The organism is Pseudomonas stagnisoli, from assembly GCF_048595745.1.
GTDB lineage: Bacteria > Pseudomonadota > Gammaproteobacteria > Pseudomonadales > Pseudomonadaceae > Aquipseudomonas > Aquipseudomonas alcaligenes_A.
The window spans coordinates 1863089-1883768 of the sequence record NZ_CP184361.1 but is presented as its reverse complement, the minus strand read 5'-3'; the positions used below and the strand labels follow the sequence as shown (position 1 = coordinate 1883768).

Below are 20680 nucleotides of genomic sequence, written 5' to 3'. Positions count from 1 at the left end.
AGCGCACCGGTTCAGCACCCGCTCGCGGCCGCCCTGCCGGCAGCCGAGTATTCGCCGGCTGGCCGGCCGCGGCGGGCGCCCCTTCCTGTCGATTCAACCGCTCTATCGCGCTTATCGGCTGACCAGCCACGCTGCGCGGAGTTAACATGCGGCCAGCCCGATGAATCGACCGTGAGTAATCCGATGTCCGCCTGGAGTCCCGAAAGCTGGAGAGGCAAGCCCATCCAGCAGCAGCCGCAATACCCCGATGCCGCCCACCTGGCCCGCGTGGAGCAGACCCTGGCCGGCTATCCGCCGCTGGTGTTCGCCGGCGAGGCGCGCGAGCTGCGCCGCCAGTTCGCCGAAGTGACCCAGGGCCGCGCCTTCCTGCTGCAGGGCGGCGACTGCGCCGAGAGCTTCGCCGAGTTCAGCGCGGCGAAGATCCGCGACACCTTCAAGGTGCTGCTGCAGATGGCCATCGTCATGACCTTCGCCGCCGGCTGCCCGGTGGTCAAGGTCGGACGCATGGCTGGCCAGTTCGCCAAGCCGCGCTCGGCCAACGACGAGACCCTCGGCGGCGTCACCCTGCCGGCCTACCGTGGCGATATCGTCAACGGCATCGAGTTCGACGCTGCCAGCCGCGTGCCGGACCCGGAACGCCTGCTGCAGGCCTACCACCAGGCCACCGCCAGCCTCAACCTGCTGCGCGCCTTCGCCCAGGGCGGCTTCGCCGATGTGCACCAGGTGCACCAGTGGAACCTCGACTTCATCGCCAACTCGGCGCTCTCCGAGAAGTACCACCAGTTGGCCACCCGCATCGACGAGACCCTCGCCTTCATGCGCGCGGTCGGCATGGACAGCGCGCCGCAGTTGCGCGAAGTCAGCTTCTTCACCGCCCACGAGGCGCTGCTGCTGGGCTACGAGCAGGCCTTCGTGCGCCAGGACAGCCTCACCGGGCGCTGGTACGACTGCTCCGCGCACATGCTGTGGATCGGCGACCGTACCCGCCAGCTGGACGGCGCCCACGTCGAGTTCATGCGCGGCATCGAGAACCCCATCGGGGTCAAGGTCGGCCCGAGCATGGACCCGGACGAGCTGATCCGCCTGATCGACATCCTCAACCCGGACAACGACCCGGGCCGCCTCAACCTGATCGTGCGCATGGGCGCCGACAAGGTCGAGGCGCACTTCCCGCGCCTGCTGCGCAAGGTCAAGGAAGAAGGCCGCCAGGTGCTGTGGAGTTCCGACCCCATGCACGGCAACACCATCAAGGCGTCCAGCGGCTACAAGACGCGCGACTTCGCGCAGATCCTCTCGGAGGTCAAGCAGTTCTTCCAGGTGCACCGCGCCGAGGGCACCGTGGCCGGCGGCATCCATATCGAGATGACCGGGCAGAACGTCACCGAGTGCATCGGCGGCTCGCGGCCGATCACCGAGGCCGGCCTGTCCGACCGCTACCACACGCACTGCGACCCACGCATGAACGCCGACCAGTCGCTGGAGCTGGCCTTCATGATCGCCGAGACCCTCAAGCAGGCCAGGGCTTGAGCCAAGGCGCCGCCTAGCCGGCGCGGGCCTGGAACTTCTTGCGGTAGGCAGCCGGCAGCAGGCCGACGCGCTGCTGGAACAGGCGGCGGAACGAGTTGCTGTCCTCGTAGCCGACCGCGAAGGTGATGCTATCGAGGCTCATGCGCGTGGTTTCCAGCAGCTGCTTGGCCTTCTCCAGGCGCAGCGTCTGCAGATAGGCCAGCGGCGTATAGCCGGTGGCCTCCTTGAAGCGCCGCTTGAAATTGCGCACGCCGAAGCCGAAGCGGCCGGCCAGCTCGTCGATCAGCAGCGGCTGGCCGAAGTGCTCGTCCAGCCAGTTCTGCACCCGCAGGATGTCGGCATCGCCATGACTCTTCGGCATCGACCACAGCACATAGGACGACTGCTCGCTGCGCACGTTGTCGATCAGCAGGTAGCGACTGCACAGCTGCGCCAGCTCCAGTGAAGCGAAACGCCGCACCAGGTGCAGCAGCAGGTCCATCGCCGCGCTGGCGCCGCCACTGCTGATCAGGCGATTGTCCTCGCAGAGGATCTGCCGCTCGTCCAGCAGCGCATCCGGGTAGCGCCGGCGAAACAGCTCGGCAAAGGCCCAGTGCGTGGTGGCACGGGTGCCGCCCAGCAGACCGGCCTCGGCGAGCATGAAGGTGGCCGTGCACATCGCCGCCAGCACCGCGCCCTGGGCATGTTGCTGACGCAGCCAGTCGCGGTAGCGATGGAAGCCGGGCAAGGCCTCGCGCAGGGTGAAGAGGAAACCGGGAATCAGCACCAGATCGGTACGCGCCACCTGCTCAAGCGCCACCTCGGCCTGCAGCGCCTGGCCGCTCAGCGAAGGCACGGGCAGGCCGTCATGGGACGCCACCACCACCTCGAACAGCGGCTCGCCGGCATCGGCGAACAGGTTGGCGGCGCGCAGTATTTCCAGGGCCATGGTAGCGCTGGCGGCGGAACAGTGGTCGGCGAGCAGAAGGGTCACGTGCATGGCGGGCTTTGCAGATTTCGCATGGATAAAGTCATTTATCCACCTACCTTAACGCAAAGCCAGTCCCTAGAGTGCTCCGGCCATCCCGCCAACGGACTTCCTCATGAATCTCTGGTTCCGCCTGCTCCTCATGCTCCTGCGCCGCCCCTGGCGCAAGCCGGCCCACGCCCTGTCGACCACCGTCGTGCGCATGCGCGTGTGGCCACTGGACCTCGACTTCAATCGCCACGTCACCAACGGGCGCTACTTCACCCTGGCCGACGTCGGCCGCATGGACTACGTGCTGCGCAGTGGCGCCTTCCGCATCGCCCTGCGCCACCGCGCGCTGCCCATCGTCGGCGACACCTGGGGTAAGTTCCGCCGCGAGCTGAAGCTGTTCGAGTCCTTCGAAATCCACACCCGCATGCTCGGCTGGGACGACAAGTGGAGCTTCGTCGAGCACCGCTTCGTCAGCGGCGGACGCACGGTGGGGGTGATCGTCATTCGCGGGCTGTTCCGCTCCGCGAGCGGTACCGTGCCGCCCGGCGAGTTCGCCCGCGGCATGGGGCTGGACGAACGCTCGCCAGACATGCCCGCCTGGCTGCGCGAGTGGTCGGCCAGCTGCGACGACATGAGCGTGCAACTGCGCCAGGAAGAGGGGCTGGGGCTCGCGCCTTAGCGCCGCAGCCCGATCGGCCATAGCGCGACCCGGGTCACACTCTCGCCAGGGTCGCATCGCCGACAATAGCGCGCTGGCCGGATGCCAACGCGGCTCGGCCCCTTCTATCGCTTCACCTTCAAGGACGATGACCATGAAACTGCACTTCTCCCTTTCCGCCCTCGCCCTGGCCACTCTGCTCAGCGGCTGCCAGAACATGAGCCCGGACGCGATGCTCAGCACCGGCCTGCAGGCCATGCAGGCCGCGACTCTGAGCGATGCCGAAGTGAAGAGCATGGCCGACGAGGCCTGCATGCAGATGGACTACGAAGCGCCCATCGCCCCGGCAGACAGCGAGTACAGCCGGCGCCTGGACAAGATCGCCGCCAACCTCGGCAGCCAGGTCAACGGCACCCCGGTCAACTACAAGGTCTACCTGACCGACGAGGTCAACGCCTGGGCCATGGCCAACGGCTGCGTGCGCGTCTACAGCGGCCTGATGGACCTGATGAACGACAACGAAGTGGAAGGCGTGCTCGGCCACGAGATGGGCCACGTCGCCCTCGGCCACACCAAGAAGGCCATGCAGGCCGCCTATGCCACCTCGGTGGCGCGCGGCGCCGCAGCCTCCTCCGGCAACGGCGCGGTCGCCGCTCTGTCCGCCTCGCAGCTGGGTGACCTGGGCGAAGCGCTGGTCAACGCGCAGTTCTCCCAGTCGCAGGAAAGCGATGCCGACGACTTCTCCTTCGACCTGCTGAAGAAGCGCGGCATCCCGCTGCAGGGCCTGGCCAGCGCCTTCGACAAGCTGGCCCAGCTGGGCGGCGGCGACAGCAGCATGTTCGACTCCCACCCGGGCTCCGCCGACCGCGCCGCGCATATCCGCCAGCGTATCGCTGCCGAGCAGTAAGTCCTGTGCCCGCTCGCGCAACGCGAGCGGGCGTAACCACAGCCGGCAGAAACAATGTCGAAAGCCATCACGATCACCGCGCTCTTAACGACAGCCATCGTCGCACTTGGCGGTTTCCACCATTTCACATCCATTCACGCCCAGGCTGAGCCATTCGACCGACATCAATGGCGTGACCGCCAGGCTGCAGCCCAGCAGAACGACCCTGGCTGCGTACGTGGCGGCATGGCGCTAAGCCTGCAGCAGAGCAAGAGCCTCAGCAATCGCAGCAGGGCCGAGACACTTGGTCTACTGGGAGAGCCCGACGCGAAACCCGAAGGGCAGCTTCGCTACAACCTCGGCCAGTGTCATTGGGACTGGCGACACAGCGCGCTAGTAGTCAGCTTCGATGCAAACGGATTGGTTGAGCACACCGCCATCGAAACGCAGTAACGGGCCAAGCAGCACCCGCCCTCCGCGCCTAGCAATGCATCAAGCAGCGTTGAGCCTGCGGGCTGAACACGACCTCCCCTAGCCCCAGCCACTGCGCCAGCGCGCGCAACTCCCCGGCCAGGGCCTGCAACGCCTCCTCGCTCAACACCGCCTCTTCCAGATGCACGGCATGCACCGCCAGGCGCCCCTGCGCCCGCTCGCTGCGCAGGTCGACCCGCGCCAGCAGGCGCTCGTGGTGCAGGAAGGGCAGCACGTAGTAACCGTACACGCGCTTGGCCGGCGGGGTATAGATCTCCAGGCGGTAGCGGAAGCCGAACAGCCGTTCGGTGCGCTCACGCTCCCAGATCAGCGAGTCGAAGGGCGACAGCAGCGCACTGGCCTTCACCCGTCGCGCAATACTCGGCTCGCCGTGACAGTAGGCCGGCTGCTTCCAGCCCTGTACCGCCACTGGCAGCAGTTCGCCGGCCTCCACCAGCTCGGTGATACGCGCCTTGCTGTCGACGGCGTCCAGGCGGAAGTAGTCGCGCAGGTCGCGCTCGGTGGCCACGCCTAGGGCATCGGCCGCACGCAGCAGCAGCTGGCGCTGGGCCTCGGCCTCGTCCAGTTCGGGGTGGTCGAGCAGCTCGGCGGGAATCACCCGTTCCGGCAGGTCGTACAGACGCTCGAAGCCGCGGCGCCCGGCAACCGTCACCTCACCGGCGGCGAACAGCCACTCCAGCGCATGCTTCTCCGCACTCCAGTCCCACCAGGGGCCGGCGCGCTCGGTGCGGGTGCTGAGGCTGCCGGCGCCGAGTGCGCCCTGCTCGCGCACCGTCTGCAGTACGCGCTGAATCAGCTCTCGCTGCCGGACGCCAAACTCCGCCAGCTGGCGGTAGATGCCCTGCCCGTCCGCTGACCGACGCATGCGCCAGCGCAGCAACGGATAGAGCTCCAGCGGCAGCAGCGAGGCCTCGTGCCCCCAGTACTCGAACAGGCTACGGCGCTTCGGCTTGCCCCAGGCCAGCTCATCCAGCAGCGTGGGTTCGTAGTGGCCCAGGCGCGAGAAAGACGGCAGGTAGTGCGAGCGCACCAAGGCGTTGACCGAGTCGATCTGCAGCACGCCGAGGCGCTCGATCTGCGCACGCAGCTGGCGATGGCCGATGGCACCGCGTGGCGTGCGGGCGAAGCCCTGGGCGGCCAGGGCCAAGCGGCGGGCTTGGGCAAGGGAAAGTGACAGGCTCATGGCCGCCAAGCCTAGCAGGCCGTCAGAGCTGGGTGACCACCTCGTCCGGTGCGGCGAAGGCCTGGCGGAAACTGAAGGCATGGGCAGTGGCGCCATGCACGCGGAAATGCGCCAGGCGTTCGGCCGCCTCCTCCGCGCTCGGTCGATGGCCGGCCGGTACCCACCAGAGCACCATATGGGCCTGTTCGAGCTTGTCGAACCACTCGCGGCGGCGCTTGAGCATCTCGGTGTGGGCGGACTTGTAGACATAGTCGCTGAGCGACTGCACGTCGGCCCAGACGGACAGGTTGACCAGCACATCCTCGCCGAAGGGACGGATGGCGGTGTCGTCGCCGGCCTCGTCCTGCAGGCGCCAGACATAGCCGGGCGAGGCCTCGGCCAGGGCATTGATGCGCTCCAGATTGTTGACGAAATCGGCCATGCCGGGCGACTCCAGCGGCTCGCGCATGGTGGCGATATTGAGCTGGGCCAGGTGGTAACGGGACATCGGAACTCCTTGTCGTTCTTGTCATCGTTGTTCGAATACATCACGCCCGGCACGCAAGCGCCGACGCAACCAGGCCTCGCCGCTGACCAGAGCGATGCCCAACAGCACCAGCAGCGCACCAACCATGAAGTTCAGGCTGAGCGGCTCATCCAGTACCAGCACGCCAAAGGTCACGCCGAACATGGGCGTCATGAAGGAGTACACCGCCATGTTCGAGGCCAGGTAGCGACGCAGCAGCCAGAACCAGGCCAGGTAGCTGAGGAAGGACACCACCACGGCCTGCAGCAGCATACTGCCAATGGCCACCGGCGTCCAGCGAGGCGGGCCCAGCTGATCGCTGGCCAAGGCCAGGCCGAGCAGCACGAAGAGAGACACCGCCAGCTGGTAGAACAGGGTCAGCGCCGGAGGCGCCTCGGACAGCCGCGAGCCACGCACCACCACGGTAGTCGCGCCCCAGGCCATGCCGGCGCACAGGCCCAGCAGGTCGCCCAGCAGCATGCGCCCATCCAGCCTCGTCCAGTCCGTGCCGGCACCGAAGGCGACGAGCACGCCCACGAAGCACAGCCCTATGCCCAGCCACTGCAGGCTGCGCAACCGCTCGCTGGGCAGCAACAGATGCAGCCCCAGGGCGGAGAAGATCGGCGCGGTATAGAGGAACACCGCCATGTGCGAGGCTGAGGTATGCCGCAGACCCTCGGCAATGAAGAAGAACTCCAGACCGAACAGCGCCCCGGCCAGCAGGCCGGCCCGCCAGGTACTGCCCAGCCATCCCTGCCAGCTGCGCTGCCAGACCACCAACAGACCGACCAGCAGCGCGGCCAGTGCTGAACGCAGCATCACCTGCAGCAGCGGCGCCATATCCGCAGCGGCCAGCTTGATCGCCACCTGCTGACTGCCCCAGATGGCGCACAGCAACAGCATCAGCTGGAACAGAAAAAGATCAGCGCCCTTGCGCAACGCACTCATGCGCAGACTCCAGCAACCATCACGCGTACTCTCCCCGGCTCAGCGTTTCAGTGGATCTTCCCAGAACGGGCGCTCGCTCTCCTGCATGATATCGGCACGATTCAGCCCGAGATCCTTGAGCGCCGCATCGTCGAGCATGGCCAGCTGCCGGCGCTGCCTGGCCAACTGATTCCAGCGCTTGAGCCGCTGCCAGAGTGCCTCCATGCCGATGGGCGGCAGCAGCCGCACGAAAGCGACCGAGCGAGCCATTGCATAACCTTTCTGACGTTTCATCATCGCGCCCTCCCTATGGGTTGGCGCCAGTCTCCCTTCGCGCTTAAGATCAATCCAACGAATGTTTCTTATGCGACACATCTTGGAGATTGATGAATTGGCCCACTACCCCAGCATCGACACCGAACTGCTGCGCAGCTTCGTCGCCATCGCCGACACCGGTGGCTTCACCCGTGCTGCGGAGGCGGTGAACCGCACCCAGTCGGCCATCAGCATGCAGATGAAGCGCCTGGAGGATGACGTGGTGCAGCGCGCGCTGTTCGAGCGTGATGGGCGCCAGGTGCGCCTCACACCCGAGGGCCAGGTGCTGCTGGGCTACGCGCGGCGCATCCTCAAGCTGCATGGCGAGGTGCTCAACACCCTGCGCGAGCCGCACATGGTCGGCGCCGTGCGCATCGGCACGCCGGACGACTATGTGATGCGCTTTCTGCCGGACATCCTCTCGCGTTTCGCCCAGGCCTACCCGCTGGTGCAGGTGGAAGTGCACTGCGAGACGTCCGGCCAGTTGCTGCAACGCCAGGATCTGGACCTGACCATCGTCACCCGCGAACCGGGCAAGGAGATCGGCCAGCTGCTGCGCCAGGAGCGTTTCGTCTGGGCCGAGGCCCAGGGCTTCACGCCCCACGAGCAGAACCCGATGCCGCTGGCCATGTTCAACTCCGGCTGCTTCTGCCGCGCCTGGGCCTGCAATGCGCTGGACGCCATCGAGCGCCCCTACCGCATCGCCTACACCAGCCCCAGCCTGTCGGCACTGTTCGCCGTGGTCGGCGCCGGCCTGGCCGTCACCGCGCAGCTGCAGAGCCTGATCACCCCGGACATGCGCATCCTCGGCGAAGCTGAAGGCCTGCCTACTCTGCCGCTGACCAGCATCGTCCTGCTGCGCCATCCGCAACGGCAGTCACAGGTCATCGACACCCTCGCCGAGCACATCGTCGAAGGCTTCCGTCTGTAGCGCTACTCCAGCGCCAGGAGCAAGACGCAGAGCATCAGGAAGCCGCAGAACACGCGCAGCACCCTCTTCGGCAGGGCACGCGCCAGCTCACTGCCCAGGGCCAGCGGGATACCAATGCTCCAATCGATGCGGCGGTGTCAGCCATGTTACGCCAGTGCTGGACAGCGCCAGCACCACGGACGGGCCTGGGCCACCAGCGGACTGGTGCCGAACAGGTTGGTCAATACCAGCACCGCCCCCGAATAACCCACCCAGCACGCCCAGCGAGGGCCAGGGACGGTGCAGTTCGCTGCTGACCGGCGCGCTGCGCATGAACGAGGGTGTCCGACGCCCCTCAAGAATCAGGGCACCTATCTCAAACAATAAAAAACCCGGCCATGGCCGGGTCTTTTACACGAGGCGGAAGGCTTAGGCCGACGGCGCCTGGGTACGGCTCTTGTAGGAACCGTCGCGGGTGTCGATCTCGATCCAGTCGTCGATGTTGCAGAAGTCGGCGACTTTCACTTCGGTACCGTTGCGCAGCTTGGCCGGTTTCATGACCTTGCCGGAGGTGTCGCCACGGGCGGAGTTCTCGGTGTAGGTGATCTGGCGAACGATGGTGGTCGGCAGGTCTACGGAGATCACTTTGCCTTCGAAGAATACGGCTTCGCAGATGTCGGTCATGCCTTCTTCGATGAACGGCAGGACGCTTTCCAGGTCTTCGGCGCGCAGCTCGTAGGAGTTGTATTCCGGATCCATGAAGACGTAGTCGTCGCCATTGATGTAGGACAGGGTCACTTCCTTGCGCTCAAGGATGACCGGCTCCATCTTGTCGTCGGCCTTGTAGACGGTCTCGGTCTTGGAGCCGTTGATCAGGTTCTTCAGCTTCATCTTGACGATGGCGCTGTTACGGCCGGACTTGGTGAATTCGGCTTTCTGAATCAGCCACGGATGGCCGTCGATCAGGGCCACACTGTTGGCCTTCATTTCTTGTGCGGTTTTCATACGAATATCCGGATTTGGATGGAGGTACAGATTTCTAAGCCGCGCATGATAGCCAATTTCGGTGAAACTGCACCAGCGCCTCAGCAAGATCAGGACGAGAGGCTTGTTCCTGGCACCAGTGCTCGGCATGCGCAGCCAACTGCTCGCCATGCTCGGCCAGCCCCTGCCAGGCCTGCGCCATATCACCTTTGCCGTTCCAGGCGGACCACAGTGCCCTCAATGCGCCAGCGGCAGGATCGGTCAGCGCTGCGCAGTAGCTGTCGAGAAAGGCTCCCAGCTTTTCCCAGTGCGCGCCTTCCTCCTGCTGGTAGATATGCCAGAGCAACGGCCGACCGGCCCACTGGGCGCGGACGAAGGAATCCTCGCCACGAACGGCATTGAAATCGCAGCACCACAGCAGCTTGTCGTAATCCGCCTGACTGAGGAACGGCAGCAGGTGCACCTGCAGGTTGCCACGTCGCCATACACCGCCCTCCTCCAGCGCATCCTGGCCTAGCCAGCGGCACAGGTCACCCTCGATACGCCCACGCGGCACCAGCAGCTGCGTCGGTTCGGCAGCGGCTGCCAGGGCGTCCAGCCAGCCAGCCAGCGCGGCATTCTCGTAAGCGAACAGAGAGATCATTCGGGCCGTCGCCCAAGGGGCGATACCGAGGCCGGCGAGAAATGTCCGGCGTGCCTCGCCGTTGGTCTGGAAGGCGCGGCGCCGCTGCAGGAGGTCCGCCTCGCGCAGGAGGCCGCCGGTGCCTTCGGCGAAGCCGGGGAAGAAAAAGAACTTCTGCAGCCCCCCCGCCTGCGGCGACGGCAGAGCATGGCAGCCGGCAACCCAGTCTTCGGCGCTCAGGTATTCCAGGTTGAGCCAAAGCGGCCGGGCTAGTCGCCCTGCCATCGCGGCTATATAGCGCTCCGGCAGATGGCAGGCGAAGGCTTCGATCACCACATCGGCGACATCGACTAGCGGAAAATCTGACGACCAGCGGCGCACCTCGACACCGTCCAGCCGCCAGGCTCCCGCGTCGTCAACGGCCTGCGGGCACAACCGCAGAAATGCCGCGGGTTCGTCCACCCAGAGGCGCACGGCCAGACCATGCTCGACCGCCAGTTGCCGGGCCAGACGCCAGGTCACGCCGATATCACCGTAGTTGTCCACCACGCAGCAGAAGATGTCCCAGCGAACCGCCATGTCATGCCCTCGTCGATCAGGCTGCCACTTTACCCAAGGCGGTGACGACATGCCGTTCTAATAGTTCGCACAGGGGAAAACCGCAGGGCGCACTTGAGCCCATCCGTTTAACTATCTGATCCCCTTGACCAATTCGCCACCGAACCCTGGCCAGAGCGCCATCCTTCGCGCCTCCCTCATCGCACCGACCGTACTGACAAGGCCTCCGCAGCAAGCCCCTCGGCACGGCAGGAACCACGCTAGGCGGACGCACGGCCCCCGCCAGGCGAGGCGGGTGCAGGCGACCTCGGCCGCAGGCGCGACACGCCGAACAGCACCAGCGCCAATCCGGCCGCCTGGTAGGCAGAAACCGTCTCACCCAGCAGCAGCCAGGCGGCGAACAGGGTCAGCACAGGTCCCAGATTACCGACTGCGGCAGCATCGGCCGCCCCCATGCGCTGAATGGCGAGCGCCATCCAGTAGATCGGCAGTACCGTGGAAAACACTGCCATCAGCAGGGCATAGAACCAGATGTCGCGAGGCAGCTCGAGCAACCTCGCCATCTCTCCGTCGACGCCCTGGTGCACCAGCACCATCAATGCCGAGGTGGCGCCGGCCAGCCCCGCCAGGCGCATGGAGCCAAGGCGCCGCAGCATGACGCCGGTGCCGACGTAGTAGAGTGCGTAGGTGACCGCACTGGCGAAGACCCAGATGGCGCCCTGGATGATCTGTGCGCTGCCGCCCGCAGAGTTCAGGTCATGCAGGAATGCAATCGCCAGCCCGAGATAACACAGCCCCAGAGCCAACAAAGTGTGCCGCCCCGGCCGTTCGCGCAGGGCTAGCGCCTGCAACAACAGCACCAGCGTCGGATAACTGAACAGAATCAGCCGCTCAAGCCCGGCGCTTATCAGTTCCAGGCCGTAAAAATCGAACAGGCTGGAAAGGTAGTAGCCGAGCATGCCCAGCACCAGAACCTGCAGTACACCCCACGCACCGAGCGGCTCCCCGCGCTCGCCACGACTCAGCCACAGCAACCAGAGGAACAGTGGCAACGCCAGGCCCATGCGCATGGCCAGCAGGCTGAGTGCATCGACGGGGCCGGCCGCATAGGCCAGCTTGACGAAGACGGCCTTGAGGCTGAACCCGGCGGCGGACAGTACGGCGTACAAGCGGCCGTCTTGGAGAAAGCGTCGATAAAAACTCATGGTGCACTCGGCCATCGGAGATGGCGTTATTCTGAGGAGAACACCAGAATCCTAGAATCGCTATTTTTTGAACTCAGCCTTCTGAATTGGAGAACGCAAGGTGCACTTTGATCTGGTCGACCTGCGCTTGCTAGACGCCATTGCCGCCACCGGCAGCCTAAGCAAGGCGGCAGCGACCTTCCCCGTTGCGGTGTCCGCCGCCAGCACACGCCTGCGCCAGCTGGAGCAGCGCTGCGGATTGGAGTTGTTCGTCCGCAGGGCTGACGGCATGAGTCTGACGCCCAACGGCCGCCTGGTTCTGGAACAGGCCCGCGCCGTGCTCGTCGAAGCGCAGAAGCTGGGCGACAGCCTGCGCGAACTAGCCGGTTTACGCCGCATCACGCTGCGGCTTTCCGCCACCACGGTGGCCAACAGCACTTTCCTGCCCGCCACGCTCGGCGCCTTCCTGGCCGACTACCCGGAGGTGGACCTGCAGCTGGTGGAAGAAAAAAGCAGCGAAGTGCTGCGCGCGATACAGGCCGGCGAGAGCGAGATCGGGGTATACGATGGCAACCTGCCGACCACCGGGCTGGTCTCCCTACCCTTTCGCGACGACAAGCTGGTGATGCTGGTCTACACCGGCCATCCGTTGGCCGCGCGCCAGCACACTCGCCTGCGCGATGCACTGGGCTTCCCATTCATCTGCCTGCCGGCCGGGCGCGCCATGCAGCGCTTCATCGAAGACATGGCCAGCCGCTATGCCATGCCACTGCAGGTACGGGTGCGCGCCCCCAGCTTTGACGCCGTCGCCCAGCTGGTGGCGCAACGCGCGGGCATCGCCCTGCTTCCCGAAGCCGCTGCCATGCGTTTCGCCCTGGAGCTGCCCGTGCGCCTGGTCACCCTTGAAGACAGCTGGGCCACCCGCGAGTTGCGCCTGTGCATCCGCAACTGGGAACAGCTCTCCCCGCATGCCCATCAGTTGGTCGAGTTCCTCGCACGTCGGTAACACCGGCCCGGCGCATGGCAATCCGCGCGACTAAAGCTCCCGGCCGGGCCCTCCCGCTACTGGGCGCTGGCCGAACAGGCGCTCCAGTTGTCCACGGCCGGCGCCCGGTCAGGCTGTCACGGTTTGCAGGCCCGTGTGCGATGGCGGCTCGGACTCACCCATTGCCAGACGCAGGTTGAGACAGAAACAGACCTCCTCCTCGCCACCATGGCCGCTCAGCAACACATCCCCACCGTGCAGCTGAGCGATTCGCTGCACCATGAACAGCCCCAAACCGGCGCCTGCGCTGGACTGGGCCTGGCGCCCCCGGTAGTACTTGTGGAACAACCGATCACGCTCATCCTCCGGGATCAGTGCGCCTGGATGGCTGACGCTGATCAGCACCTGCTCATCCATCTCGCGCACCAGCAGCCGCACCTGGGTCTCGGGGGGAGCATGACGATCGGCATTGGCCAGCAGGTTGCGCACGGCCACGTGCAGCAAGCCCGCATCGCACCAGCAGTGATCGGTGCTGAGCCGTTGCTCGAACAGAATGCGCCCAACGGGGAAGTCGGCCACCAGCCCCTGCAGCAACGCTGTCAGATCGCAGGTCGCGAAGCGCGCAGCCGGGCGGCTGACGGCCATACGGTCATGGGTCAGGTAGTCATCCACCAATCCCAGCAGACGCCCGGCGGCATCGCGGATGTTCTGGCAACGGCGCAGGCTCTTCTCCACTGGTGCATCCAGCTGGCGGCCCAACTGCTGCGCCGAGGTCGCAATGATCGCCAGCGGCGTGCGGAACTCGTGCGACACCATGGCAACAAAATCGCCCTGCTCCTCGCGCATGCGCTGCTCCTGGCTGAGAGACACCCGCAGCTCCTGTTCGAGCGCCTCCCGACGGTGCAGCTCCTCGTGCAGCTCACGGGTACGCATCTGCACCAGCGACTCCAGGCGCGCATTCTGCATGCGCATGAACTCAGCCGCCTGGCGTTGAGACTGCTCGTTTTCGCGCTTGAGGCGGTTGTAATGGCTGATGATGCGCAGACTCATGATGCCCATGTGCAGCATGGAGCCAATCGCCACCGCGTGATCGGTCCAGAAGTTGGCTGGCAGTACGCCGAAGTTGCGCAGGTAAGCGACCACCACCCCGGCGTAATAAATGCCGAATGCCAGTAGATAGAAACGCGCCGGGCGATGCCCGCGCACCAGCAGCCACAGTGCCAACCCGATGAAAATCGGAATTATCGCCAGAGACAGCAACAGCACCACCGGCATGGCATCGCGGTAAAAACCCAACAGGATGGCCAGCGCGGCACATCCGCCCACGAGCCAGGCCACGCCGGTTAGAAGACGCGTCAGTCGCGCATAGACTCGCGCCAGTGCCAGCTGGCGACTGGCAAACACTACCCCGATGGGCAAGCTCAGGGCCATCACCCCCCCCAGCAACGGATCGCTCAGCCAGACCGGAATACCCAGCAGTTGCTGAGGCAAACCGATGGTCAGCGCCTCGATCCACACGCAGCACCCTACATACAACAGATACCAGCCACTCTCAGGCGCCCGCGTCATGCGCCAGAACACCGAGTGGAAACCAATGAGCATCAGGTAAACACCGAAATACAACCCATAACCGAGAAACTCGCGGCGGGTGTCCTCCGCGAAGCGTGACCTCGGTGAGAAGTCCAGGCTGACCGACAACGCATTCTTGGTGTGCAGGCGTAGCAACAACACCTCGCTCTCGCCCCCCTGCAGATCCAGGGCAAAGGACGGTGAGCGGTAATCCACCGGCCACTGCTCGCGCGGCAACTCCTCTCCGCCCCGCTGTTCCCGCCAGCCGCCCCCGGCATCACGGCGATACAGGCGCACATCGTCGAGCAGCGCGTTGCTGAGGCGCAGCATCCAGCGCTGCTCGCCATCACCCTGCGGTCGGACCTGCACGCGCACCCATACATGAGCCGAGGTAAAGCCGGCACTGAGGCTGGACGGCAGCGCCTGCCAGGCATCAGCACGCATGACCTGTTCGGGGCTGAGCCGGGCATGCGGATCATCCAGGCGCTGCAGGTAGCCATTGGCCGACGTGGTGTCAGCCTCCGGTAACAGCGTTAGGGTGTTGGCGTACCCCCAACCGGCATGAACAAAAAGAGACAGGAAAAGGCAGAAAAGATGGATAGTTCTCATGGCGTGAGACGATATCATGGCGCCAATTCTCCATCCCTCCTCCTTCAGCGCCCTGCCCCCTTATCCTGATGACTGGCCTAATTCTCCTTGAAGACGACGCCATCCTGCGTCTGGAACTGCATGAGTTTCTCGTAGACTGCGGTTTCGCCACCGAAGCAGTCGCCAACCTGGAGGAGTTCCACCAGCGCTTCGACCCGCAACGCCACCAACTGGCCGTGCTGGACCTGGGACTGCCCGATGGGGACGGCCTGCAACTGATCACCCGCCTGCGCCAGTCCGGTCATCGCCTGGGCATCGTGGTGCTGACCGCCAAGGGAGGCGCTCGCGCACGCATTCGGGGTCTCGATCAGGGCGCCGACCATTACCTTAGCAAAGGCTGCGATCTGGACGAGCTGGCCGCCACACTGGCTGCCTTGCAACGACGCCTGGGCTACCAACATGAAGAACAGCCCTGGCTGCTGGAGCTGGGACCGCGCCGCCTGGTTCCCCCGGGCGCGCCGCCCGTGGCGCTGTCCCAGCAGGACCTGAGGGTGCTGCGCTGTCTGATGAGCCATGCGGGACACGACGTCAGCCGCCAACAGATAGTCGAGGCTCTGGGCGAGGACTTCCTGCTCTACGACCAGCGACGCCTGGATACCCAGATGCGCCGCCTGCGGCGCAATGTCGAGCTGGCCAGCGGTCAGACCCTGCCGGTCAAGACGCTGCGCAACGCCGGCTACTGCTTCTTCGCGACCGCGCGTACCCACGCCTGAGAGTCACATGACACCCGTGCGCACCATTCCAGGCCTTCACTGGCCCGTCGTCGACCTCGGCGATAACAGGCCCCTGCAAAGACTGCTGGGGCAGCTGGGCGAGCTCGAATGGGCCAGCCCCGATACCTTACGCACCGGCCAGGATCGGCAGCTGCGCGAGCTCAACCATTACCTGGTGCGACACTGCCCCTTTCACCACCAGCGGCTGCTGGCAGCCGGCCTCGATCCCAGCCGACCGCTAGGCCTGGAGGAGCTGCGGCACCTGCCGCTCCTCACGCGACGCGATGTGCAGTGCGCCGCCAGCCGGCTATTCAGTGAGACCATTCCCGAGGGCCATCAACCCGCCAGCGAGACCCGCACTTCGGGCTCCAGCGGTGAGCCGGTAATGGTTCTGCGTACCCAGGTCAGCCAGCTGTTCTGGCTCGCCTACACCATGCGCGAACACCTGTGGTGGCAACGCGACCTCAGCGGCACACTGGCGGTGGTGCGCGGTAACCTCAGCCACACCATCCGCCAGGACAACTGGGGGCCACCGGTCAGCCTGCTGGGTCCGAGCGGTCCGGTCCACGCCTTTGCCATGAACCAGGGCAGCGACATGTTGTTGCGCCAGCTGCAAGAGGTGGCAGCGGACTACCTGCTGATCTACCCCAATGTGCTCGAGGAATTGCTGCGCCTGCTGCGACAACAGAACGGCACGCTGCGCAAACTCCGGCAGATACGCTGCATTGGCGAGACCCTCAGCCCGGAGCTGCGCGAACAGACCCGTGAGCTGCTGGGAGTCGAGATAGCCGACACCTACAGCTCGCAGGAAGTGGGCATCATCGCCATCCAGTGCCCAAGTAGCGGCCTCTACCACCTGATGGCGGAGAATCTCATCGTCGAGATACTGGATGCCCAGGGCAAACCCTGCGCCGACGGGGAGATCGGCGAAGTCGTGGTCAGTGATCTGCATAACTTCGCAACACCGCTGCTGCGCTACGCCTTGGGCGACCATGCCGAGGTCGGTGGCCTCTGCCCCTGCGGCCGTCAATTGCCGACCCTGCGACGTCTGCTGGGACGCAGCCGCAACATGCTGCGCTATCCCGACGGCAGCCGGCGCTGGCCGTGCGGATTCGATCCATTCCGTCAGATAGCGCCGGCGATCCGGCAGTTCCAGATGATCCAGACCCACCTGGAGCAACTCGAACTGCGCCTGGTCGTCTCGCAACCGCTGGCCGCGGCACAACAGACGGCGCTCGTCGAACTCATTCAACAGGCGTTGGCCCATCCCTTCGACGTGACCTTCCGCTACTTCAACGACCGCATCCCCAGCGGGCCAGGCGGCAAGTTCGAGGAATTCGTCTGCGCCCTGCCCGACTGAGGCACGCGATCGTCCGCAAGCGGGCAATAAAGCCCAAACGCTCAGATTTGCTCAGTTTTACAGGGGGCCAACCCCGGTAGAGTTCGGCCATTTGCCCATACTGGCCAATTGCTACGGAGCATGCCTTGAACAGATCCTACCGACTCGTCTGGTCCCACGTCCGCCAGGCCTTCGTCGTCGCCGATGAGCGCGCCAAAACACGCACCAAGTCCGGCGCTTCCGGCGCCTTGCTGATGGCCCTGGCGGGAGCCCTGTCAATCAGCGCCGCCACCGCATCCGCATCCTCGGTATGCTCGGGCGCCAGCACCACCATCAACGGCATGGTGAACGGCAATACCTGCGAGCTCGACCAGAGCGGTAAAAGCCTGAGCGTGGCTGCTGACGGCAGCCTAGGTACCAGCGGCTATCAGCAAAGTGCAGTGGTGATCGGTAACAGCTCCGCCTCCATCAGCAACATCACGGTCAATAACGCCGGCACGATCCAGGCTCACGACGGCGAGGCCCTGAGCATCGTCGCGGGCAGTGGCGCCAATGTTGAAGTGGATAGCATCGTCAACCAGAAGTTCGTCATCGGCGCCTCGTCCGCAGTCGCCGTGAGAACCGGAAGCGGCTCGGTGAACATCGACACGATCACCAACCATGCAGGTGCCGGGATCGCAGGTGAATCATCGACCGCCATCTATATCGATGCCTACGAAGGTTCGGTCACCATTGGCAGTATCAACAACGCCGGCATGATCATGGGTGACTCCGGCCTGTCTGTTTATGGCAATGCCTCCTCGAACCTGGGCAGCATCGTCAACCAGGCCACTGGCATCATCGACGGCGGCGAGGACAGTGCGCTGGCACTCTCGGGCAGTTATGTATTCGATAGCGCGAGCGGCAACTACATTCCTTCCAATCTGAATATCGGCAGCCTCGACAACTTTGGTCAGCTCAAGGCCGGCAGCGATACGGAAGCTGCCGTAGCGCTGAACCGGGTCAACCTCAGCGGCATACTCACCAATCACGAGGGTGCCCTGATCGACGGCGGTGAAGGTGGCATTTACATCAGCGAAAGTGTCCTTGGCGGCCTGAGCAATGCCGGTACGATCAGGACTGGCACGCAGGACTACCACGACGGCATCCGTCTGTACGCTACCAGCATCAACGGTGACCTGCGCAACAGCGGCACCATTCTGGCCGGAGGCGATGGCCTCGAAATCTACCAATCGGCCATCACTGGCAAGCTCACCAACAGCGGCACCATTACCAGCACCGCCGCCTACAGCAACGCCATCAGCCTGTTCAACAGCCAGCTTGGCGGAGCCCTGAAAAATACAGGATCGCTGAACACCACCTTCAAAGGCATCGCGGTCGAGAACTCGACTCTGCAAGGTGACCTCATCAACAGTGGCGATATCCGCACCACCGGCCATGCAGACATGGGCGACGCGGATGCCGATGGCTTGTCGCTGTATGCCGCCCAGATCGCCGGCAATGTAGTCAACAGTGGCAGCATCGACGCCAACGACGACGGCATCGGCACTAAGGAGCTCGGGGGTAGCAGAACCACTGTGGGCATGGACCTGATCAATTCCGCAGGAGCGACCATCAGCGCCGAGGACGATGGCCTGGATCTGGAAGACACCGATATCACCGGGCTGATCCGCAACCAGGGCACCATCATTGGCCGCACCAGTAACGGTATCGAAATCGATAATCTGACCGCTCGCGGCATGCTTCTCGGTGGTCTGACCCAGGGTGCGGAGAAAGGCGTACGCCTGCGCGAGAGCAGCCTGGATCAAGGCATCACCATCACGGGCAGGGTCGAAGGCGGTGAATACGGTCTGGAAATCGACGAGGTGAGCCAAGCCGACCTGAAGATTGACCAAGGCGCCAGCATCCGGGGCGATGTGCTGGCCCGCAACGCCCAGGTGGACCTTGTCCGGGGCAGCACATTCACCCAGCAGAATGCCTTCGACATCAAGCGTCTCAGCATTGACGAGGGCGCCACGCTCAACATGTCCGATGGCACGTCGAGCAGCACCGACCTGAACAATGGTTTCACCGTCAGCCAGGGGTTCAGCAACGCCGGCACCCTGAGTCTGGCCGCCAACGTGACCGGCAACCTCCACGGCAATTACACCCAGGCTGCCAGCGGCACCCTGAAGATCGGCGTTGCCAGCGACAGCAGCTACGGCAAGCTGGCCGTCGACGGCACCGCCACCCTGGCCAGCAACGCCAAGATCGTGGTGGACGTCAGCAACCCCTCCTACAGCTTCAGCAGCCAGAGTCTGCAGGATGTGCTGAGCGCCACGACCCTCAATAGCGACGGCACCTTCGCTGTCAGTGATAACTCGCAGCTGTTCAACTTCGGGGCGGTCAAGGATGGCAACACCGTCGACCTGACCCTGAGCAAGGGCAGCAGCGTGCTCGACAGTGTGATCAGTGCAGGCAACGGTCCGGCCACGGGCGCCGCCAAGGTGCTGGATCAAGCCATCGGTGACGACCCTGAGGGAGAACTGGCTGGCCACTTCGTCAGCCTGACCTCCGAGCAGGAAGTCTCCGATGCGGTCACGCAAACCCTGCCCACCGTCGCCGGCAACACCAGCAACGCCATTGGCAATACCCTGAGCGGCATCAACCGGGTGGTCCAGGCACGTCAGGCCGGTAACAGCGGCCTGTCTTCCGGCGATGCGGTCGCCGACGACAACCTGTGGCTGAAAACCTTCGGCGCCTGGGCCGATCAGGACTCGCGCGACGGCATCTCCGGCTTTGACGCCAACACCCAGGGTCTGGCCATTGGTGCCGACGCCGCGCTGGATGCCCACTCCCGCCTGGGCCTGGCCTTCGCCTATGCGCAGACCAACCTCAACGGCGACTCCGCCATCGCCCCGCAGAGTGCCGACATCGACACCTTCCAGCTGATCGGCTACGGCAGCTATGCCCTGGCATCCGATACTGAACTGAACGTCCAGTTCGACGGCGGCCAGAACCGCACCAGCAGCAAGCGCCACATGCCCTTCGCCGATGCCAGCGCCAGAGCTGACTACGACGGCTACAACGTCCACGCCGGCTTAGGTATCGGCCACAGCCTGCGCCTGAACGAACAGCTGACGTTCATTCCATCGGCGCGTATCGACTACACCTGGATCGAAAGCGAGTCCTACCGCGAGCAAGGCGCCGGCGCCCTCGACCTGGACGTCGACAGCAACGATGCTGAAGAGCTGCTGCTGAGTGTCGATGGCAAGCTCGACTACCGTGTCACCGCGGCCACCGTGCTCAGTGCCAACCTGGGCGCCGGCTACGACCTGATCGACGAAGACAGCGCCATCACCTCGACCTATGCCGGAGCGCCCGGTGCCGCCTTCAAGACACCGGGCATGGACCTGGAGCCCTGGCTGGCGCGTGCTGGACTGGGTCTGATTCACACCCTGGCCGGCGGCACGGAGGTCAGCCTGCGCTACGACGCCGAAGCGCGCAGCGACTTCACCAATCAGGGCGCATCGGTGAAGGCTCGCTGGGCCTTCTGATATGCCCTGAGGCGCGCCAAAGGCCACGGCTCATGCCGTGGCCTTTGTGTTTACCGGGCATACTCACCTTCCGCGGAGGCCCCCGCCTCGTGAGCTTTCAGCCCAACCCGCGCCGCCTCGTTGCGGCAGATGCGATAGAGGGCGGGAAGTCCAACCCGAAACAGCCTGCCGGGAGAATTAC

18 protein-coding genes are annotated in these 20680 nt (G+C 64.9%); 9 read left to right on the top strand and 9 right to left on the bottom strand.

Annotation, left to right across the window (positions count from 1 at the left end):
• Positions 1-183 precede the first annotated feature (183 nt).
• Complete coding sequence (locus ACOAPY_RS09090) at positions 184-1527, top strand: class II 3-deoxy-7-phosphoheptulonate synthase (RefSeq protein ID WP_021701625.1); 1344 nt, start codon at positions 184-186, stop codon at positions 1525-1527.
• A 13-nt stretch (positions 1528-1540) separates the two neighbouring features.
• On the opposite strand, the gene ACOAPY_RS09085 is transcribed toward ACOAPY_RS09090, so the two are convergent.
• Positions 1541-2506 carry a GlxA family transcriptional regulator gene (locus tag ACOAPY_RS09085; RefSeq protein ID WP_465156320.1) on the bottom strand — a complete coding sequence of 322 codons (966 nt, stop codon included), beginning with the start codon at positions 2504-2506 and terminating at the stop codon, positions 1541-1543.
• Positions 2507-2609: 103 nt separating this feature from the next.
• Here ACOAPY_RS09085 and ACOAPY_RS09080 point away from each other — a divergent pair, with 103 nt between their 5' ends.
• The 3 genes from ACOAPY_RS09080 to ACOAPY_RS09070 all read left to right on the top strand — a co-directional run bounded on the left by ACOAPY_RS09080 (position 2610) and on the right by ACOAPY_RS09070 (position 4482).
• Complete coding sequence (locus ACOAPY_RS09080; RefSeq protein WP_465156318.1) at positions 2610-3164, top strand: thioesterase family protein; 555 nt, start codon at positions 2610-2612, stop codon at positions 3162-3164.
• 133 nt (positions 3165-3297) lie between these two features.
• A complete protein-coding gene (gene loiP, locus ACOAPY_RS09075) occupies positions 3298-4050 on the top strand; it encodes a metalloprotease LoiP (protein ID WP_465156316.1) in 753 nt (250 codons plus the stop codon).
• Positions 4051-4104: 54 nt separating this feature from the next.
• Complete coding sequence (locus tag ACOAPY_RS09070) at positions 4105-4482, top strand: hypothetical protein (RefSeq protein ID WP_465156314.1); 378 nt, start codon at positions 4105-4107, stop codon at positions 4480-4482.
• Positions 4483-4510: 28 nt separating this feature from the next.
• Here the strand turns inward: ACOAPY_RS09070 and ACOAPY_RS09065 are convergent, their stop codons facing one another.
• Genes ACOAPY_RS09065 through ACOAPY_RS09050 form a run of 4 tightly spaced genes read right to left on the bottom strand, consistent with a single transcriptional unit; the run spans position 4511 to position 7433 of the window.
• Positions 4511-5704, bottom strand: coding sequence for a winged helix-turn-helix domain-containing protein (locus ACOAPY_RS09065; protein ID WP_465156312.1), 1194 nt, complete (start codon positions 5702-5704; stop codon positions 4511-4513).
• 22 nt (positions 5705-5726) lie between these two features.
• A complete protein-coding gene (locus tag ACOAPY_RS09060) occupies positions 5727-6191 on the bottom strand; it encodes a DUF3291 domain-containing protein (RefSeq protein WP_465156310.1) in 465 nt (154 codons plus the stop codon).
• Positions 6192-6212: 21 nt separating this feature from the next.
• The gene (locus ACOAPY_RS09055; protein WP_465156307.1) at positions 6213-7157 is read right to left on the bottom strand and encodes a DMT family transporter; all 945 of its coding nucleotides are present in this window, start codon (positions 7155-7157) and stop codon (positions 6213-6215) included.
• Between the two features lie 39 nt (positions 7158-7196).
• Positions 7197-7433, bottom strand: a complete 237-nt coding sequence (locus ACOAPY_RS09050; RefSeq protein ID WP_465156306.1) for a DUF1127 domain-containing protein — start codon at positions 7431-7433, stop codon at positions 7197-7199.
• Positions 7434-7500: 67 nt separating this feature from the next.
• On the opposite strand from ACOAPY_RS09050, the gene ACOAPY_RS09045 reads away from it, so the two are divergent.
• A complete protein-coding gene (locus tag ACOAPY_RS09045; RefSeq protein WP_465156305.1) occupies positions 7501-8382 on the top strand; it encodes a LysR family transcriptional regulator in 882 nt (293 codons plus the stop codon).
• A 408-nt stretch (positions 8383-8790) separates the two neighbouring features.
• Here the strand turns inward: ACOAPY_RS09045 and efp are convergent, their stop codons facing one another.
• The 3 genes from efp to ACOAPY_RS09030 form a co-directional block, all read right to left on the bottom strand.
• A complete protein-coding gene (gene efp / locus ACOAPY_RS09040) occupies positions 8791-9366 on the bottom strand; it encodes an elongation factor P (RefSeq protein WP_021701637.1) in 576 nt (191 codons plus the stop codon).
• 34 nt (positions 9367-9400) lie between these two features.
• The gene (gene earP, locus ACOAPY_RS09035; RefSeq protein ID WP_465156304.1) at positions 9401-10546 is read right to left on the bottom strand and encodes an elongation factor P maturation arginine rhamnosyltransferase EarP; all 1146 of its coding nucleotides are present in this window, start codon (positions 10544-10546) and stop codon (positions 9401-9403) included.
• Between the two features lie 239 nt (positions 10547-10785).
• Complete coding sequence (locus ACOAPY_RS09030) at positions 10786-11730, bottom strand: DMT family transporter (protein ID WP_465156303.1); 945 nt, start codon at positions 11728-11730, stop codon at positions 10786-10788.
• A gap of 100 nt (positions 11731-11830) precedes the next feature.
• Between ACOAPY_RS09030 and ACOAPY_RS09025 the strand changes: the two genes are divergently transcribed.
• Complete coding sequence (locus ACOAPY_RS09025; protein WP_465156300.1) at positions 11831-12715, top strand: LysR substrate-binding domain-containing protein; 885 nt, start codon at positions 11831-11833, stop codon at positions 12713-12715.
• Positions 12716-12823: 108 nt separating this feature from the next.
• Here ACOAPY_RS09025 and ACOAPY_RS09020 read toward each other — a convergent pair whose 3' ends face one another.
• On the bottom strand, positions 12824-14872 hold the full coding sequence (locus tag ACOAPY_RS09020; protein WP_465156298.1) for a 7TM diverse intracellular signaling domain-containing protein: 2049 nt from the start codon (positions 14870-14872) through the stop codon (positions 12824-12826).
• 68 nt (positions 14873-14940) lie between these two features.
• Here ACOAPY_RS09020 and ACOAPY_RS09015 point away from each other — a divergent pair, with 68 nt between their 5' ends.
• The 3 genes from ACOAPY_RS09015 to ACOAPY_RS09005 all read left to right on the top strand — a co-directional run bounded on the left by ACOAPY_RS09015 (position 14941) and on the right by ACOAPY_RS09005 (position 20499).
• Positions 14941-15624, top strand: coding sequence for a response regulator transcription factor (locus tag ACOAPY_RS09015; RefSeq protein ID WP_465156296.1), 684 nt, complete (start codon positions 14941-14943; stop codon positions 15622-15624).
• Positions 15625-15631: 7 nt separating this feature from the next.
• Positions 15632-16984, top strand: coding sequence for a phenylacetate--CoA ligase family protein (locus ACOAPY_RS09010; protein ID WP_465156294.1), 1353 nt, complete (start codon positions 15632-15634; stop codon positions 16982-16984).
• A gap of 125 nt (positions 16985-17109) precedes the next feature.
• Positions 17110-20499 (top strand): autotransporter domain-containing protein, encoded by a 3390-nt coding sequence (locus tag ACOAPY_RS09005; RefSeq protein ID WP_465156292.1) that lies wholly within the window; start codon positions 17110-17112, stop codon positions 20497-20499.
• The last annotated feature ends 181 nt before the right edge of the window (positions 20500-20680 follow it).

Coding starts and splice junctions, on each gene's coding strand:
- loiP (WP_465156316.1), top strand. CDS start 3,298: ATGAAACTGCACTTCTCCCTTTCCGCCCTCGCCCTGGCCACTCTGCTC.
- earP (WP_465156304.1), bottom strand. CDS start 10,546: ATGGCGGTTCGCTGGGACATCTTCTGCTGCGTGGTGGACAACTACGGT.
- ACOAPY_RS09045 (WP_465156305.1), top strand. CDS start 7,501: ATGCGACACATCTTGGAGATTGATGAATTGGCCCACTACCCCAGCATC.
- ACOAPY_RS09020 (WP_465156298.1), bottom strand. CDS start 14,872: ATGAGAACTATCCATCTTTTCTGCCTTTTCCTGTCTCTTTTTGTTCAT.
- ACOAPY_RS09080 (WP_465156318.1), top strand. CDS start 2,610: ATGAATCTCTGGTTCCGCCTGCTCCTCATGCTCCTGCGCCGCCCCTGG.
- ACOAPY_RS09015 (WP_465156296.1), top strand. CDS start 14,941: ATGACTGGCCTAATTCTCCTTGAAGACGACGCCATCCTGCGTCTGGAA.
- ACOAPY_RS09065 (WP_465156312.1), bottom strand. CDS start 5,704: ATGAGCCTGTCACTTTCCCTTGCCCAAGCCCGCCGCTTGGCCCTGGCC.
- ACOAPY_RS09050 (WP_465156306.1), bottom strand. CDS start 7,433: ATGATGAAACGTCAGAAAGGTTATGCAATGGCTCGCTCGGTCGCTTTC.
- efp (WP_021701637.1), bottom strand. CDS start 9,366: ATGAAAACCGCACAAGAAATGAAGGCCAACAGTGTGGCCCTGATCGAC.
- ACOAPY_RS09010 (WP_465156294.1), top strand. CDS start 15,632: ATGACACCCGTGCGCACCATTCCAGGCCTTCACTGGCCCGTCGTCGAC.
- ACOAPY_RS09085 (WP_465156320.1), bottom strand. CDS start 2,506: ATGCACGTGACCCTTCTGCTCGCCGACCACTGTTCCGCCGCCAGCGCT.
- ACOAPY_RS09030 (WP_465156303.1), bottom strand. CDS start 11,730: ATGAGTTTTTATCGACGCTTTCTCCAAGACGGCCGCTTGTACGCCGTA.
- ACOAPY_RS09070 (WP_465156314.1), top strand. CDS start 4,105: ATGTCGAAAGCCATCACGATCACCGCGCTCTTAACGACAGCCATCGTC.
- ACOAPY_RS09060 (WP_465156310.1), bottom strand. CDS start 6,191: ATGTCCCGTTACCACCTGGCCCAGCTCAATATCGCCACCATGCGCGAG.
- ACOAPY_RS09055 (WP_465156307.1), bottom strand. CDS start 7,157: ATGAGTGCGTTGCGCAAGGGCGCTGATCTTTTTCTGTTCCAGCTGATG.
- ACOAPY_RS09090 (WP_021701625.1), top strand. CDS start 184: ATGTCCGCCTGGAGTCCCGAAAGCTGGAGAGGCAAGCCCATCCAGCAG.